The organism is Vibrio sp. LaRot3 (genome assembly GCF_027587025.1).
GTDB lineage: Bacteria > Pseudomonadota > Gammaproteobacteria > Enterobacterales > Vibrionaceae > Vibrio.
In genome coordinates this window covers 1-16,793 of the sequence record NZ_JAPPTI010000021.1, presented here as the reverse complement: position 1 = coordinate 16,793, position 16,793 = coordinate 1, and the positions used below count along the sequence as shown (strand labels likewise).

Annotated in this window: 16 protein-coding genes; 12 read left to right on the top strand and 4 right to left on the bottom strand. The window is 42.4% G+C overall.

Annotated features, from left to right (window positions below; genetic code table 11):
• Nucleotides 1–15: 15 nt before the first annotated feature.
• From trkA to OH461_RS19870, 3 genes are read left to right on the top strand one after another with little or no spacing between them, the layout of a single operon-like run.
• Nucleotides 16–1,392: a Trk system potassium transporter TrkA gene (gene trkA, locus OH461_RS19880; RefSeq protein ID WP_270022273.1), complete on the top strand. Its 1,377-nt coding sequence runs from the start codon at nt 16–18 to the stop codon at nt 1,390–1,392.
• A 13-nt stretch (nt 1,393–1,405) separates the two neighbouring features.
• A complete protein-coding gene (locus tag OH461_RS19875) occupies nt 1,406–2,851 on the top strand; it encodes a TrkH family potassium uptake protein (RefSeq protein WP_270022272.1) in 1,446 nt (481 codons plus the stop codon).
• A 9-nt stretch (nt 2,852–2,860) separates the two neighbouring features.
• Nucleotides 2,861–3,433: a DUF3157 family protein gene (locus OH461_RS19870; protein WP_270022271.1), complete on the top strand. Its 573-nt coding sequence runs from the start codon at nt 2,861–2,863 to the stop codon at nt 3,431–3,433.
• Here OH461_RS19870 and trhA read toward each other — a convergent pair.
• Both trhA and OH461_RS19860 read right to left on the bottom strand, forming a co-directional pair.
• Complete coding sequence (gene trhA, locus OH461_RS19865; protein ID WP_270022270.1) at nt 3,430–4,083, bottom strand: PAQR family membrane homeostasis protein TrhA; 654 nt, start codon at nt 4,081–4,083, stop codon at nt 3,430–3,432. The genes OH461_RS19870 and trhA overlap by 4 nt on opposite strands.
• Before the next feature lie 91 nt (nt 4,084–4,174).
• Nucleotides 4,175–4,972 (bottom strand): sporulation protein, encoded by a 798-nt coding sequence (locus tag OH461_RS19860; RefSeq protein WP_270022269.1) that lies wholly within the window; start codon nt 4,970–4,972, stop codon nt 4,175–4,177.
• Between the two features lie 377 nt (nt 4,973–5,349).
• On the opposite strand from OH461_RS19860, the gene OH461_RS19855 reads away from it, so the two are divergent.
• From OH461_RS19855 to OH461_RS19835, 5 genes are all read left to right on the top strand, one after another.
• On the top strand, nt 5,350–5,517 hold the full coding sequence (locus OH461_RS19855; RefSeq protein WP_270022268.1) for a hypothetical protein: 168 nt from the start codon (nt 5,350–5,352) through the stop codon (nt 5,515–5,517).
• A gap of 140 nt (nt 5,518–5,657) precedes the next feature.
• Nucleotides 5,658–5,924, top strand: coding sequence for a YihD family protein (locus OH461_RS19850; RefSeq protein WP_260261636.1), 267 nt, complete (start codon nt 5,658–5,660; stop codon nt 5,922–5,924).
• A gap of 281 nt (nt 5,925–6,205) precedes the next feature.
• Nucleotides 6,206–7,624 carry a cytochrome c oxidase accessory protein CcoG gene (ccoG, locus tag OH461_RS19845; protein WP_270022267.1) on the top strand — a complete coding sequence of 473 codons (1,419 nt, stop codon included), beginning with the start codon at nt 6,206–6,208 and terminating at the stop codon, nt 7,622–7,624.
• Between the two features lie 49 nt (nt 7,625–7,673).
• Entirely contained in the window at nt 7,674–8,660 is a 987-nt protein-coding gene (locus tag OH461_RS19840; protein WP_260261632.1) for a serine/threonine protein kinase, read from the top strand.
• Between the two features lie 26 nt (nt 8,661–8,686).
• The gene (locus tag OH461_RS19835) at nt 8,687–9,289 is read left to right on the top strand and encodes a thiol:disulfide interchange protein DsbA/DsbL (RefSeq protein ID WP_270022266.1); all 603 of its coding nucleotides are present in this window, start codon (nt 8,687–8,689) and stop codon (nt 9,287–9,289) included.
• Between the two features lie 48 nt (nt 9,290–9,337).
• On the opposite strand, the gene OH461_RS19830 is transcribed toward OH461_RS19835, so the two are convergent.
• Entirely contained in the window at nt 9,338–10,261 is a 924-nt protein-coding gene (locus OH461_RS19830; protein ID WP_270022265.1) for an acyltransferase, read from the bottom strand.
• A 214-nt stretch (nt 10,262–10,475) separates the two neighbouring features.
• On the opposite strand from OH461_RS19830, the gene OH461_RS19825 reads away from it, so the two are divergent.
• Complete coding sequence (locus tag OH461_RS19825; protein ID WP_270022264.1) at nt 10,476–11,465, top strand: DUF2860 domain-containing protein; 990 nt, start codon at nt 10,476–10,478, stop codon at nt 11,463–11,465.
• A gap of 34 nt (nt 11,466–11,499) precedes the next feature.
• On the opposite strand, the gene OH461_RS19820 is transcribed toward OH461_RS19825, so the two are convergent.
• Entirely contained in the window at nt 11,500–12,882 is a 1,383-nt protein-coding gene (locus tag OH461_RS19820) for a YifB family Mg chelatase-like AAA ATPase (protein ID WP_270022263.1), read from the bottom strand.
• Between the two features lie 2 nt (nt 12,883–12,884).
• On the opposite strand from OH461_RS19820, the gene OH461_RS19815 reads away from it, so the two are divergent.
• The 3 genes from OH461_RS19815 to OH461_RS19805 all read left to right on the top strand — a co-directional run bounded on the left by OH461_RS19815 (nt 12,885) and on the right by OH461_RS19805 (nt 16,384).
• Nucleotides 12,885–13,094, top strand: coding sequence for a recombinase family protein (locus OH461_RS19815; protein ID WP_270022262.1), 210 nt, complete (start codon nt 12,885–12,887; stop codon nt 13,092–13,094).
• Between the two features lie 25 nt (nt 13,095–13,119).
• Entirely contained in the window at nt 13,120–14,457 is a 1,338-nt protein-coding gene (locus OH461_RS19810) for a recombinase family protein (RefSeq protein WP_270022261.1), read from the top strand.
• A gap of 289 nt (nt 14,458–14,746) precedes the next feature.
• Nucleotides 14,747–16,384 carry a replication endonuclease gene (locus tag OH461_RS19805; protein ID WP_270022260.1) on the top strand — a complete coding sequence of 546 codons (1,638 nt, stop codon included), beginning with the start codon at nt 14,747–14,749 and terminating at the stop codon, nt 16,382–16,384.
• Nucleotides 16,385–16,793: the final 409 nt, after the last annotated feature.

Here is a 16,793-nt window from a genome sequence, read left to right as displayed (position 1 = left end):
AAACGAGATGACACTATGAAAATCATTATTCTTGGCGCAGGCCAAGTGGGTGGCACGCTAGCTGAAAATCTAGTTGGCGAAAATAACGATATCACTATCGTTGATAAAGATGGCGACCGCTTGCGTGAACTGCAAGATAAATATGATTTACGAGTGGTGAATGGCCATGCCAGCCACCCTGACATTCTGCGTGAAGCTGGCGCTCAAGATGCCGATATGCTCGTCGCAGTAACCAACACCGATGAAACAAACATGGCTGCCTGTCAGGTTGCGTTTTCTCTGTTTAATACCCCAAACCGAATTGCTCGTATTCGCTCTCCGCAATACCTTTCAGAAAAAGAAGCATTGTTCCAATCAGGCGCGGTGCCAGTTGACCATCTGATTGCCCCAGAAGAGCTCGTTACAAGCTACATTGAACGTTTGATTCAATACCCTGGTGCACTTCAAGTAGTGAGTTTCGCAGAGCAGAAAGTCAGCCTTGTAGCGGTAAAAGCCTATTATGGCGGCCCACTGGTCGGTAATGCCCTATCAGCTCTGCGGGAGCACATGCCACACATTGATACCCGCGTAGCCGCGATTTTCCGCCAAGGTCGTCCAATTCGTCCACAAGGAACAACGATCATTGAAGCTGATGATGAAGTGTTCTTCGTTGCCGCAAGTAACCATATTCGCTCAGTGATGAGTGAACTGCAGCGCCTTGAAAAACCTTACCGCCGTATCATGATTGTCGGTGGTGGTAACATCGGCGCAAGCTTAGCTAAACGCTTAGAACAAACCTACAGCGTTAAACTGATTGAGCGCAGCTACCAACGCGCTGAACGCCTGTCCGAAGAGCTAGAAAACACCATCGTATTCTGTGGTGATGCCGCAGACCAAGAGCTGCTAACCGAAGAAAACATCGACCAAGTCGATGTGTTCATCGCCCTAACCAACGAAGATGAAACCAACATCATGTCAGCGATGCTGGCAAAACGTATGGGCGCGAAAAAGGTGATGGTTCTTATCCAACGTGGTGCGTACGTTGATCTCGTACAAGGTGGCGTGATTGATGTTGCGATCTCTCCGCAACAAGCAACCATCTCAGCACTGCTCACCCATGTTCGTCGAGCAGATATCGTCAACGTATCATCACTACGTCGTGGCGCTGCGGAAGCGATTGAAGCCATTGCCCACGGTGATGAAACCACATCCAAAGTAGTTGGTCGCGCCATTGGTGATATCAAACTACCGCCGGGTACCACCATTGGTGCGATTGTTCGCGGTGAAGAAGTTCTGATTGCTCATGACCGCACTGTGATTGAACAAGATGATCACGTTGTGATGTTCCTCGTTGATAAGAAATACGTACCTGACGTGGAAGCTCTATTCCAGCCAAGTCCATTCTTCCTCTGAGGCTTGTCACAACATGGTTAATTTTCGTCCCGTACTGTTCGTTATAGGGTTAGTACTGTCTAAACTCGCCCTATTTATGTACGTACCCACTTTAGTGGCTCTCTTTACTGGTACCTCTGGCTTTATTGAATTTGGCCAAGCGTTGCTTATCGTTCATATCGTCGCCTTCGCCTGTCTCACCATAGGTCGAACCGCCAAATTCAAATTAAGCGTGCGAGATATGTTCCTGATCACGAGCTTGGTTTGGACCATTGCCAGTGCATTCGCAGCCTTACCTTTTGTGTTTATCAACCACATCAGCTTTACCGATGCCTACTTTGAAACCATGTCGGGCATTACCACCACAGGATCTACTGTCCTAAGTGGCTTAGACAACATGGCTCCTAGCATTCTGCTGTGGCGATCTATCTTGCAATGGTTGGGTGGTATTGGGTTTATCGTGATGGCGGTTGCGGTACTGCCAATGCTCAACGTTGGTGGTATGAAGCTATTCCACACCGAATCGTCTGACTGGTCCGATAAAAGCAGCCCAAGAGCAAAAACTGTCGCAAAGAATATCGTGGTGGTTTATCTCACCTTAACCGGCCTTTGTATGGCGGGGTTCTTATTATCGGGCATGTCTTTATTTGAAGCGATTAACCACGCTTTCACCACGCTTTCTACCGGTGGTTACTCAACCTCTGATGGCTCAATGAACCACTTCTCCCATGGCGCACATTGGAACGCAACCCTGTTTATGTTCCTTGGCGGCTTGCCTTTCTTATTGTTTGTTTCTGCGCTCACTAAGCGTCGCCCAGAAATCTTACTCAAAGATGCTCAAGTCCGTGGCTTTGCTTACCTATTTTTAGGTTCAAGTGCTGTCATTGCTTCATGGCTAGTGATTCGTGATGGCTACACCATTTTAGATGCGGTGCGTGTCTCCATGTTTAACATTGTCTCGGTGGTCACGACGACTGGCTTTGGCTTAGAAGACTTTACTGCTTGGGGCGCACTACCAACCACACTATTTGCTTTCTTAATGATGGCTGGCGCATGTTCAGGTTCAACATCTGGCGGCATCAAAATCTTCCGCTTCCAAATCGCGATGACACTGCTCAACAAGCAAATGATGAAACTGATTCATCCGTCAGGTGTGTTTGTTCAGCGCTACAATCAGCGCCCGGTCAACGATGATATTGTCCGCTCTGTCGTTGCCTTTGGTTTGATGTTCTTTATTACTATCATTTTTATCGCAGGGTGCTTGAGCGCTTTAGGCCTCGATCCTGTGACCAGTATTTCTGGCTCGATCACTGCGGTAGCGAACGTTGGTCCAGGCATGGGCCATCTTATTGGTCCTACGGGTAACTTTGCGCCACTGCCGGATGCAGCAAAATGGCTACTAAGCTTTGGTATGTTGATGGGACGCTTGGAAATTCTGACCATTCTGGTGCTGTTCTTCCCAGCTTTTTGGCGACGTTAAGGAAATACTATGAAAAGATTTATCCCACTTTTAGGCTTATTAGTCAGCTCCACAGCCCTTGCAGCTCAAGTGATCACCTTAGAAGATGGTCGCCAAGTTCAGCTAAATGATGATTTTACTTGGGGCTATGTGCAAACAAACGAAGTCGTTCAAACCGACAATCACTCTAAGCCATCGAAAGTCGAGACAATCCCGCTAGCTGCAACTCCTGTCATCAATAAACAAGTAGGGACAACCATTACCGTTGGCAGTAAAAAGCCAATAATGCAATTACAAGATTCTGGTGTTGAGCTACTACTTGGTTCCGCGCAATACCAAGATGGTGAGATCGTTATCCCTACATCCTTGACCAATCAAAGTAGTAATGCGGTTGTGTCGGTCGAAGTTGAAATTACACTCTCTGACTTACAAGGACAAAAGCTCGCTCAAGAGAAGATAAAAGTATGGCAATCCATCAAACGCATGGCTGATACCTACTTACGTCCACAAACATCTGAACAAGGCCGCTCTATTACTATCGCTGTTGAGCAAGCCGAGCAATATCAATTGAGCGCCAAAATAGTCAATCTAGAAACCCGTTAAATCGGTTCAACATAAAGATAGATTGCTAAGAAATGACAGGCGCATCCTGCTAAGACAAACCCATGCCAGATAGCATGGTTATAAGGGATGCGCTTCGCAACATAGAAAATCACACCCAGCGAATAGACTAACCCACCCACTGCTAATAGCGTTAAGCCGCCTACCTCTAAGTTCAGCGCCAATTGATAGATCACCACTAAAGATAACCACCCCATCAGCAAATAAGTCACCAATGAAAGCTTTTTAAAACGGTAAACGAAGGCTAGCTTCATGATGATACCGATGAGGGCAATTGACCAAATCACAATCATCAAACCGATAGCCAAAGGCGTGCGTAAACTGACCAATAAAAACGGTGTGTAACTACCCGCAATCAATAGATAGATAGCGCAGTGATCGAAGGTTTTGAGTGCGCGCTTCGCCCGCTTGTACGGGATGGCATGATAGAGCGTAGAAGCGAGAAACAGCACGATCATGCTGCCACCATAAATACTCATACTGGTAATGGTAAGGGCGTCGGCATTATGGTCGAGCGCTTTAATTAGCAGTAACACCAAACCAACAATACCTAGAACCATACCTAAACCATGGGTTACGGTATTGGCAATTTCTTCTTTAACGCTATATGGACTGGACTTGTCACTCGACATAAAAATACTCTGGATTGACCATTTCAACCCAGAGTATGGCACATTTAGCTTACACGTGTAAGCTCAAATTTGTACTAATTTTCTGATGTGCTCAACTGCTGCTATCGAGATACTCAACCACACGCTTACCCGCCTCAGAAGGAGCCAAGGCGATAGGTAGTGTGAGCTCTCGCTTCAACTGCCCAGCCCCTAACAAACTGGCCAACATGCCTTTTGCGCCTTCTCGATGGCGGTCTATTTCAAACCATAGTTTGAGCTCATCTTGCTCACGATAAGCCACCAGCTCAAGCTCTCGCCAACGACCATGAAACGGCCCTGTCGTTGGAACAAACTCGAACTCTTGAACAAATGGTAGGGCTAACCCCTCTACCGCTTCACATTCCACTTGGCGAATGCGTAAGCCCTGAGCTTCAAGCTCTGTTAAAATACCATCCATAAGAGGATCAGGACGAATGGTAACAATATCGGTATCGCTTGGGTCCTTGGCTAACGAAATATCTAGCCCGGTTTCAATCCATACTTGGGCATCCCCGATGGTAATTGGCGTATTCCACGGCACATCCAGTTCGAGTTCAAAATCGCGTGTTTCACCCGATTGAATGGTAAAAGCGTAAGGTAAGCGCCAACTGGCTAAAACATGATTTTGCGCTTGGCGACGCATTCGGCCCGAGTTGTGCCTATCATTATCGCGGTTCGCAGGTACTTCCTTGATGTATCGGCAATAGAGTTTTAAATCAATATTATCTATCTCTTGCTCAGTCGAGCCGCCATACACATGGATGGTGATATTAACTTTTTGCCCTGGGTACAACACTTCTTGTTGCAGCACGGTATCAACGTGTGCCGATCCTATACCAAAGCTGGCAAGTGTTTTCTTGAAAAACGACATACCACTCCTCCTTAATTGATCCACTAACACCTATGCTAGTTCTTTTTACTGTCTCATCTCTATGGAAGATCTCACAGAAACCAATACATTAAACTCGATGAATATCCCTATCAGGTCACACTGCTAATACTTTAGGGTGAAAAATTTACCTGAATGCCCAATTAAGTAGTGATTTGGAGAAGAATACACTGATTAGATATCGATCAATGAAAAACATGGTGCTAACCTATCCTTGATATGTTTTGCATATCATTATCCCTGTTTACTCATTTGGATTGGCGAAAGCCAGAAGAGCCAAACTTCAGTAATGAAGCTCAACTCATGACTAAACAGGCCATTACATCGGCAATGGATATGCCTGACAGTTAGGTAAGTTAATGCGCCCAACAGCAGTCAGGTTTTCGCACACTAACCGTAGTGCAATGCGTCGTCGTAGTGGCTTTGCTGCTGCGCCTGTCGCTAAAAAAATTGCGCCTACAATGACTTTAGTTGAAAAAGAAGCCATTTTGGCAACGACTCCGACTAAACAAGTTAAGGCGGCTTAATTAAAAAGCGCAGTGCATCTGCGCTTTTTTCTTACCCAAAGAAAAATAGATAGCATTTCCTCTATATTGTAGATTGCTATTAACCTTCCCTATTTGTTACCTTTTACCCAAAATCATTATAATTATTGTGGAGAAAGTTAATGAAATGCCATCGCATTGAGGAGCTACTTGAGCTGTTAGAGCCAGAGTGGCAAAAAGACCAAGATCTTAACCTATTGCAGTTTATCGTTAAGCTTAGCCAAGAAGCTGGCTATGAAGGTAAGCTAGAAGACCTGACTGACGATGTCCTGATCTACCATCTTAAAATGCGCAACAGTGCGAAAGATGAAATGATTCCTGGCCTTAAGAAAGACCAAGAAGACGATTTCAAAACCGCAATTTTGCGTGCTCGTGGCTTAATCGACTAAGCGACGAAAGATCTTAAAAAGCGACCTAAGGTCGCTTTTTTTATACCTATTTCAAGCCTGTAACCTATACCCACTCATTGAATATGGAAATTTATTGTTAAAGGTTGATAGCCTTAAAGAAATGAAATTGTTATTAACTGTATAATTATAAGACAGCCGAGTGATGAATCACTATCCTCGCTGCAATGTCGAAGCGCCTATCCAATAAAAAATCAGCGCACAAAATCAAACACGAGTATGACCAATAGAAGTTGTGCCGTGATGCCTAACAAGGAAGCACAATGAGTCAGGATAAAATTGACATCAAAGATGTGACGGCCAAAACCTACAATCCAAAAACACACAAAAACAAAGGTGATCGGTTTAACCCTAGCAATCGAATCTACGTTCGCGAAAGCAAAGGAACATTCCAACAACTGCGCCGCTACGGTGGTTGGTTTTTATTGCTGCTGTTCGCCATCATTCCTTGGATTCCTTACGGTGAACGGCAAGCCATCTTGCTCGATATCGGCCAGCAACAATTTAACTTTTTCGGTACAACACTTTACCCACAAGACTTAACCTTATTAGCGACCCTTTTCGTGATAGCAGCATTTGGGCTGTTCTTTATCACCACATTTTTAGGTCGAGTCTGGTGTGGATATCTCTGCCCACAAACCGTTTGGACATTCATGTACATCTGGTTTGAAGAAAAACTCGAAGGCAGCGCCAACAAAAGACGTAAACAAGATTCAGGCAAACTGACTTCCTCTCTATTATGGCGAAAGACAGCCAAACACTTAGCATGGCTCGCCATCGCGTTAGTGACTGGCTTTACCTTCGTTGGCTATTTCGTCCCAATGAAACAGCTGGTAGTGAGCTTTTTCACATTCGAAGCCAGCTTTTGGCCGGTATTTTGGGTGTTGTTCTTTGCTGCTTGTACCTATGGAAATGCAGGTTGGATGCGCTCAATTATGTGTATCCACATGTGCCCTTATGCTCGTTTCCAGTCTGCCATGTTTGATAAAGATACTTTCATCGTTGGCTATGATCTCAAGCGAGGCGAACAACGCGGACCGCGCTCTCGCAAAGCCGATCACAAGCAGCTCGGCCTAGGGGATTGCATCGATTGTGATTTGTGTGTTCAAGTTTGTCCTACCGGGATTGATATTCGTGATGGCCTACAATACGAATGTATAAACTGTGGGGCCTGTATTGATGCCTGTGACAAAACCATGGATCGCATGGGCTATGATAAAGGGCTGATCAGTTACACCACCGAGCATCGCCTCTCTGGTAAATCGACTAAAGTGATGCGACCTAAACTGCTCGGTTACGGCGCGGTATTGCTGGTGATGATGGGGCTATTTTTCGTGCAAATAGCAAGCGTTGATCCGGTTGGTTTAAGCGTACTACGCGACCGAACTCAGCTGTTTAGAGAAAACGACTTAGGCGAAATTGAAAATACCTACACACTTAAGATCATCAACAAGACACAGCAAAGCCAGCAATATCAACTCGCGGTGGATGGCTTAGATGATGCCTCGTGGTATGGCAAACAAACCATCACGGTCGCTCCGGGGGAAGTGTTTAATCTACCAATGAGTTTAGGCGTTAACCCTGACAATCTAAGCTCACCCGTCACCACAATTCAGTTTATACTGTCTGACAGTGAACAATTTACCATCGCGGTAGAAAGTCGATTTATCAATAAGTTGTAGCTAACGCGATCTTAATGGAACAGGCTCAGCAATGAGCCTTTTAATTCTAATGTCAGACACAGCATTCAACTTCGATGCGCTCACACCAGATTTTATGTGGTACGCGCTAGAGAGTATCGGTATTCGCGCTGAGTCCGGTTTTTTACCGCTCAACAGTTATGAAAACCGGGTTTACCAATTCACTGATGAAGAGCGCCAGCGCTATGTAGTGAAGTTTTACCGCCCTGAGCGTTGGAGCCAGGAGCAAATTCAAGAAGAACACGACTTCACCTTAGAGTTGATTGAAGGTGATATTCCGGTTGCTCCTCCCTGCCGCATCAACGGCCAAACCTTACATTACTATCAAGGTTATTGGTTCGCTCTGTTTGCCAGTGTGGGTGGGCGTCAGTTTGAAGTGGATAACTTAGAACAACTTGAAGGGGTCGGTCGTTTTCTTGGGCGCATCCATAAAGTGGGGTCACGTACTCAATTTCAACACCGCCCAACCGTTGGCCTAGAAGAGTATCTGTATCAACCACGCAAATTGCTGCAAAACTCAAGTTTTATCCCTCTGCATCTTGAGAATGCGTTTTTTAGTGATCTCGACATGTTGATTAATCACTTAGAGCAGCATTGGCAGCAGCCGCAGCAAATCATCCGCCTACATGGTGACTGTCACCCGGGCAACATTTTGTGGCGTGATGGCCCAATGTTTGTCGATTTGGATGATTCACGTAATGGCCCAGCAGTGCAAGATTTATGGATGCTACTCAATGGTGAGCGTGCCGACAAACTGATGCAACTTGATATCATCCTTGAGGCTTACCAAGAATTCAGTGACTTCAATATGAGTGAATTGAAACTAATTGAGCCTTTACGCGGTCTACGTATGGTGCACTATATGGCATGGTTGGCGAAAAGATGGCAAGATCCCGCATTCCCAATTGCCTTTCCTTGGTTTGATGACCCCAAATATTGGGAAAGCCAAGTTCTCGCATTTAAAGAACAGATTTCAGCCTTAAGCGAACCACCGCTGAGCCTTATGCCTCAATGGTAAACCCAGCTAATTACACGGAGATTATAATGAAAAAGCTGTTTGCTCTATTTACCACGCTCATCTTGAGCTTTTCTGCTCACGCTGCGAAGTTTTCTGAAGGGGAACACTACAAGGTTTTAGATCTTGAGCTCGCTAAACGCCCAACAGTGACTGAGTTCTTCTCATTCTACTGCCCACACTGCTTTAGCTTAGAGCCGATCATCAAGAAGCTAAAATCAGAACTACCTGAAGGCGCTAAATTGCAAAAGAACCACGTTTCTTTCATGGGTGGCGCTATGGGTGAATCAATGAGCAAGGCATACGCGACCATGGTTGTGTTAAAAGCGGAAGATAAAATGGCTCCGATTCTATTCCACCGAATCCATACCATGGGTAAAGCGCCACGCAATGCTAACGAGCTGCGCCAAATCTTCATTGATGAAGGCATCGACGCGAAGAAATTTGATGCTGCTTACAACGGCTTCGCAGTCGATTCAATGGTACGTCGCTTTGATAAGCAATTTAAACAAAGTGGTCTTTCTGGTGTACCTGCTGTGATCGTCAACAACAAGTTCCTTGTTCAACCTCAGAGCATCAGCTCAACAGAAGAATACATCGAGTTGGTTAACTTCCTACTGACACAGAAATAATCGTTCAGTAAGCCAAATACGTAAAAGGGAGCATCACTGCTCCCTTTTCTATTTTTGCTCTGTGGCAATGTCACTTTGCGGCGACACATCCTGCTGAGAGTATACCTGCTGAAGCTTGAGGTCTTTACGTTGCCACACCTCGCCCAACCAAAGCTGGAACTGACGTTTGTACTTCTTGTCATTAAAGTAATCACCACTCACTTGTTCATTCATCGGTAAGCAATCTGCATGCACGACAATACGGGTCATTCGTCCCATTAGTAGGTCTTTAAAAGGCTTATTGGTATTATTTGGATAAGCCAAGGTGACATCAATGATGTGGTCAAATTGATCGCCCATCGCGGCAAGTGTGTAAGCAATACCACCTGATTTTGGTTGCAGCAAATATTGATAGCCGGCTCGGCTATGCTTTTGTTTTTCTGCGGTAAAGCGCGTGCCTTCGACGTAGTTCACCACCGTCGTTGGTGTATGTTTAAACTTGGCACAAGAACGACGAGTTGTTGCTAAGTCTTGGCCTCGCTTATGTGGATTACGCAGTAAATACTCTCGCGAGTAGCGACGCATAAATGGCATATCTAGCGCCCAGCAAGCCATGCCAATGAAAGGAACATACAACAGTTGCTGCTTTAAAAAGAACTTTGGCATTGGAATACGATCTTTAAACACGCAGCAAAGCACCACGATATCTGTCCAACTGAGATGGTTTGATATCAATAAGTACCAAGAATCTTTACTCAACCCTTCAACGCCTTGGACATCCCAATCAACGCGATTAGACGCGCGCAATATTCCGGAGTTTACCGTAGCCCAAAGCCACATCATCTTATTTGCCGCTCGAGTCAGTGCCATTTTCAATGCCGGAACAGGCAATACAAGCTTGAACACGGCAATCACGCAGATCAGCAGTGAGCATACTGCCGAGTTGATGATCACCAATGAAGCATTAATAAAAAGTAATAAATACGCCAGCATAATGATAAAAGGACATTTGCGTTGAAGAATAAAACAGCGTGTAATTATACAAGCCCACGCCAAGTTTGGAACGTTTTGACCCATTGGTCAGATTAGTTACTCATAACCAACGGCTATTGATGCTATTGTCAGGGCAAAAATATCGATATTATGGATGATATAGCAACAATAAATGGCTAATTATTAGACCCAAACGGCTAGGAGAATTAAACCGATGAAATTCGCCGCTTCTTTACTTCCACTGACCTTGCTTTCGACACCTTGTTTTGCTCAACTTTCAGAACAAGCCGGCATAAGTGGTGAAGTATCCATCAATGCTGGTTACTTCTCTTCGGAATCCCAGTTCAATACCGATGGTGACCAAAAAACCATTCAAACGTTGGGCGCACCGTCTGAGTCAGACAGCAAAGCGCTGATTTTGCCACTTGGCAACATTGCTTACACCTTTGGTTCAAACCTCAACCAGCAGCTCTATTTAGGTACTGCACGTGAAGATATCGCGGTCGGTACTTTAGCCTTTGAATTTGGCTATAAATATCAATTGCCATCTGGCATGGTGATCGATGCTTCTTTCCTTCCAACCGTGATGTCCGGTGAAACATGGCAAGATCCGTATCAAATCGGAGTCGAACGCCAGACCACAGATGAAAGCGGTAACGCATATCGCTTTAAAATAGAAAACCTAGCGGGAACCAAGTTCGCGGTTGATATGGCTTACGCGACCAAGGAAATTGACCAAGAAAAATCGGGCGTACAAGCAGGTTTAACATCTGATCAGCTCGACACTCTAGATCGCAATGCCGATACGTTTTACCTAAAAACGGACTACAAGTACGGCATCGATATGACCTCTATGTTGGTACCTCGCCTTTCTTATATTCACTCTTCAGCTGAAGGTGACGCGCACTCATTTACGGGCTATGGGGTTGAGTTAAGTTACTTCAAAGCGATTCAACACCATCAATTTGCCTTAACCGCCTCTTATCTAAAACGCGATTACGATGCCGGAAACGTGATTTTCAATGGCATGACTCGCGACGACGCGGAATACAACCTGTTTGCCGCCTATGAACATGCTCATTTCTTAGGTTGGCAAAACTGGTCACTGATTTCTTTCTTAGGTTATGGCCACTCTGATTCCAACATCGATTTTTATGATGAGAAAGAGTACTTAATGTCGATGGGTATGAACTACCACTTCTAAATGAATCAAGCCCAGCCAATCGCTGGGCTTTATTTTATACCGCGAGGGTGTTGAGTTGTTTAAGTAAGCGATCCATCGCCCGATACCCTATCGCCTCAGACAAATGCGCACGGTTGATTTGCTCGCTTCCCGCTAAATCAGCAATGGTTCTCGCCACTTTGATAATCCGATGATAAGCGCGCACCGACAACCCCAACTGATGTAATACATGCTCTAAAAACTGCGCATCTTCTTTGCGCAATGCACAATATTTATCAATGTCTCGCCCTTGTAGCAAAGCATTCGCTTGCCCCGAACGCTTGTGCATTCTGTGCCGCGCCTCTATTACCCGTTGCTTGACCTTTGCGGTTGGCTCTCCTCTTTCACCACCCTCAACTAATGTGCCTTTAGGCAAAGCCGGAATTTCTAAAGACATATCGAACCTATCCAATAATGGCCCAGATAGACGGCTAAGATAGCGCAACGCAGCTTGTGGGTTGGTTTGACTATCATAATGACCACTTGGGCTTGGATTTAGCGCGCCGACTAATTGAAATCGCGCTGGAAAACGGGTTTTGCCCTGTGCGCGAGAAATAACAATCTCACCAGACTCTAGCGGCTCTCGCAAAGCATCTAACACTTTACGCTCAAACTCTGGCATCTCATCCAAAAAGAGTAAGCCATTATGTGCGAGAGAAATTTCCCCCGGTTTGGGTACACTGCCGCCACCGACCAAGGCAGCCATCGAGCTGGAATGGTGCGGGGCGCGAAACGGACGTTGCTTCCAATTAAACTGATTAATCTCTTGCTGAGTCAGTGATGCCACCGAAGCCGATTCCATCGCTTCTTGCTCATTCATCTCAGGTAACAAGTCACACAACCGAGAAGCAAGCATGGTTTTTCCGGTGCCGGGCGGGCCAAGAAACAGCACATTATGATGACCAGCCGCAGCAATCTCTAATGCTCGCTTACCTTGTTGCTGCCCAATAATGTCTTGTAAATCCCGCGTATGATTCAGTGTTGGCTCAGCCTGCTCTGATTGATGCAACTGCAACGATTGTTGACCACATAAATCGCTGCACACCTCAAGCAAACTCTGAGCAGATTTATGAACCTCCTTACCCACCAAAGCCGCTTGATCGCCATTTTCATGCGGTACTATCAAGCTGCGACCTTGCTTTTGCGCCATCAGCGCAGCGGGCAATACGCCTTTGACTGACCGGAGCTCACCAGACAATGCCAGTTCACCGATAAACTCACGCTGCTCTAAAGCCGTCATCGGGATTTGCTGGGAAGCCGCCAAAATACCAAGTGCAATCGGTAAATCAAACCGTCCGCCTTCCTTGGGCAAATCTGCTGGCGCCAAGTTCACCGTAATTTTATGTATGATTAACAGGAAAAGTGATATGTTGAGATTTGCATAGTTTAAGGAGTTCAAGAATGGAAAAAATCATTTACCCATATGTTAGGTTTAGTAGTGAACAACAATCGGGTGGTAGTTCATACAAACGACAGATGGGCGACATCTTAAAGTATGCAAAAGAGAACGGCTATACAGTCAATAACAGCCTTGAGTTAAAGGATTTAGGTTTATCTGCATACAAGGCAAAGCATAGACAATGCTTATCAGGTTTTCCGAAGAATCCTTAAAGCTAATGTAAATGTCATTACGCTTATGGATAAGAAAATCTATACAAAAGCTAGTCTTAATGATCTGATGAGTATCATGTATTCATCAATGCTTATGGCTCAAGCTAATGAAGAAAGTGCAAAAAAAGCAGAAAGGATTCTAAAAAGCTTTGATCATAAACTTGATAAGTTAAACAACGGAGAATCTATTCAATACGTGGGGATTTTTCCAGGTTGGATCGACAACAAAGGCACAAAGCAAAAAACAAATTTCGTTGTTAATGAGAAAGCTAAAATCGTTCAAAGAGCCTTTAAAATGTATATTGAAGGAACTTCTATGGGCGATATCGCAAGGATTTTTAACGAAGAGCTTGTTGAACAAGTAGCAAAAAGACGACATAAGAATTTTACCAACTCTTGGAGTTCTGCCAAGGTTAACCATCTTCTAAAAAATCGCTGTGTGCTCGGTGATCTCCGTATTGCAAAAACTGGTGATGTTTTTGAAAACTACTACCCGTCTATCATTTCCGTTGATGATTGGGATGTTGTTCAGTCAATGACAGCGACAAAGAAAACCAAAAAATCCTCTGGCAGAAAATCTATTAACATCTTCACTGGCAAAATGTTTTGTGCTGGTTGTGGGCAAAAATATTACTTTGAGACAGATGACAAAATCACCAAAAAAGGACGGACTTTATACTATATGTTGAAGTGCCAAGGTAGGCGTGTTCTTGGCTGTAAAAGCAAGTCTATCAAGTATGATGATTTTATAGCGTCTACGCCAAACATGTTTGGAATGATCACTCAAACCAAGAAAGATAATAGTAATGAAATTAATCAGATAAAAGAAAAAATCAGTGAAATTTCTACTGAAACCAAGAAGATTGAAAAAGATATAATAACCCTAGAAACAATGAATGAAAGCAGTGATTTGGACTATATGACCTATCTAAAAGAAAGCTCAAAGCAACGCAAGAAAATCAATGTCAATGACGCAAGAATTGCCGATTTTAAAGCGAATATTGCAAGGTTATCCAGTGACAACAAACTAGAGTTTTTTGACAAGACTGATCCTATTTCTGTCGTAAAAGCTAAGAGATTTGTTAATGAAAATTTTGCGGCATTTGTCGTATCAAGCGACTCAAAGGCTTGCACTGCGCTTTATTCTAACGGGATGGTTATTCACTTTACTTTGAACAATAGTAAGCTTGAGAAAAATGAAAAGATAAAACCTGTTGATGGTTTTGGTGAGTTTTACGAATTAAAAGAAGAAATCCTTAACGCTTACAAAAGTGGGCGAATGGATGGGAAGTTTATCGAAATACTAAAAGCTACAAACTATTGGGGGGTTGAAACACCAGAAAAAATCTACGATCTTGACTAAATAATCCAAGACAAAATAAAACAAAAATATATTTATATTGATAAATAAGCTCCTTAATAGGGGCTTTTTTCTATTTGGGGAATAAAAACAACTATCTAATAATTGATTTTATTTTTATAAATGGTTTATTAAATAAAAAAGCCGCAAATAATTGCGACTTTTAAAATATTAACTTCCCCCACAGAAGCTAATTACAATATATAATATAAATTATTAAAGTCAATAGATAAAGTGTATAAATATTATAGTTATGTTTCCTATGTTGGGGTAAACCAATAAAGGAAATAAAATGAAAAGTATTGAAGAAATAATTTATTATCACGAGCAAGGTTTTGAACAGTATCTAGAAACTGAAAATAGTGATAAAACTAGAAAATCATCTATTGTAGAAACCTTGCTACATAAGCCAATCAATGAAATATCTCAAAGTATATTTTACCAGTTAAAACCAAAATTAAATATCACATCAAAAGAAATATTAAACACAAAAAGTATTAAAAAGATAAGTTATGAATTTTGTTTGTTCTTTCGTCAGTTTCAAATATTAACTAATGAAGAGTGTGAGTTTATTGAAGATATAAACAATTTTAACTACTACGGTTTAACAATATCAGACTTTAAACCATCAGAATGTTCTTGTCCTACAAATAGATTATATGAAGTAGCGTTGTCAAAAATGACCACTCCCAAGCTTGTTAAAAGTAAACTGGTAAGAATCTATAAGCAACAACTGGAACTACAACAAATCAAAGCAGGTAAGGTTGACAACTGTATGTCTGATCTTGTCTATGGGATGATGTTAGATGATAAAAAAGCGGTTGATGAGTATCTATCAAATAGATTTATTGAGTTTGGTGAGGAGCGTAGAACCTTGTTGGAACTTAAAGAAAACGCTAAAACTAACAGAATGAATGAGTTGTGTGTAATCAAGAATCACATCAATACATTGGTAAATGATGAGGACTGGGGTTGTAGGTTCATCACTATCACCAACAAGCCAGAAGAACTGCCAAGAGCATACAACCGCAACGATAAAACCCACTGGAATGGCATATCAACGCCGAGCGACAATGTTAAGCAGCTACAGGACAGATGGAGAAATATTCAATCCTACGCAAAGAGAAAGAGTATACCTTTGATCGGTATATGGTGCAGAGAGCCACATAAAAAAAGTGGTGTTCATCAGCATTTATTAATTTTCACTAAAAGAGATTTTTTAGAAAATGATAAGTTGATTTACTCAATGACAAAAAACCAAACAAAGAACTTACTAGGAAAGTATCGATCTGTAAAAAAAGAAATATTAGACAGCGATAATATTACTCTTGAAAAAATGTTTTTAAATAAATTCGGTTATACAAATAGATCTTGTAAAATTGATGTATTAACTAATCAGGGCAAATCACAAAACATTGTTAACTACATAACTAAATACATTATGAAAACAATAGATTTAAAAGAATACAATGGAACATCTATAGAAAATGATGATGAAACACATATTAATAAAATTTCATTTCATCGCTCATTATGGCAATACAGAGCTTATGGATTCTTTGGTTTTAAAAAGGAATTAGGTCTGTGGAGAATGTTTCAAAAGATAAAAAACATTGATTCCTGTTGTTCATCTATTGCAGAGGGTAGCAATATAGAAAAAGCTTTAAATGCTGCAAAAGAGGGGGATTTTAGTAAGTTTCTGGAAGTATCACCAAACATAGATATAGCAAATAATCGAGGTGAAACAACTCACGGAGAGTATGCGTATACACCTGTCGGACTTGTAGAACTGGTTGATGGTCAGGCAATTACTGGATATTGTTTTGATAAGGTTGAGGAATTGCTAAGTTCAACTTACGGAGAAATGTTGATTTCTTCAAGGGATATAAGACCTATGATAGTTCCCAAGTATGAAGTAAAAACCGAATAACCTCTAATTTAATATAAATAATTCAAGTGTAAATTTTACGCTCTTTTGTCGTTTTTGAAATTAAAACATTTTATGAAGGTTGTAATAAAAATAGGATTTAAGGAATAAAACAACAACATATTATGTTCCATCAGCAACAAAAAAAGCCTTTAGGCTTTTTTATTCCAAAATGCTTTAGCGTTTTGCTTGGTAAATTAACAATAAGTGTTTCCACTATTAAAAATCCGTAAAAATCAAGTTATTTTTTAAATGGTGTATATTTTGGTCTGGGTGTTTTATTGAGTTTATTAGAGTTAGATTCTTTTCTTAACTCTTGTTTGCCAAACCCACCTGATGAATTTCTTTCATCTTCTTTCTTTAAAGTGTCTTTTAAACTTAAACCATTGTCTAAACTTTCATTAATTCTTTC